Source organism: Streptomyces californicus (assembly GCF_000717645.1).
Taxonomy (GTDB): Bacteria; Actinomycetota; Actinomycetes; order Streptomycetales; family Streptomycetaceae; genus Streptomyces; species Streptomyces californicus.
Genome location: NZ_JNZZ01000089.1, coordinates 1 through 335, shown reverse-complemented (window position 1 = coordinate 335; position 335 = coordinate 1). Strand labels below are relative to the sequence as shown.

Below are 335 nucleotides of genomic sequence, written 5' to 3'. Positions count from 1 at the left end.
GCCGGAGGCGGTGTTGCCGACGATGGTGACGGTCTTCTGCCCGCTGATGCACCCGCTTGCGGGAATCCCGCCCACTGATACGTCAGTCACCGTCATGACCACCGTCAACTGGCCCGTGGCGATACGGGACTTCTCCTTCGGCGTCACCGTACCTGTGAAGTTTTCGTTGATCAGGCACCCCGCCGGACTGCACTTCAGATCACCGGCGATCTTCAGATCGAAGTCGATGCCTTCGTTCCGGGCCTTCGCCAGTTCCCTGGTGTGCTGCTCCAGCGTTTCGTACATCCGCGAGCCTTCGGCTTGCGATAGCACGGCAATGTCCATGCCCGTGGAGT

1 protein-coding gene is annotated in these 335 nt (G+C 61.5%); it reads right to left on the bottom strand.

The window, feature by feature from the left end; genetic code table 11:
• A partial coding sequence (locus tag IF19_RS0134360; RefSeq protein WP_136975167.1) for a hypothetical protein occupies positions 1 to 285 on the bottom strand: 285 nt, incomplete at its 3' end.
• Positions 286 to 335 lie beyond the last annotated feature (50 nt).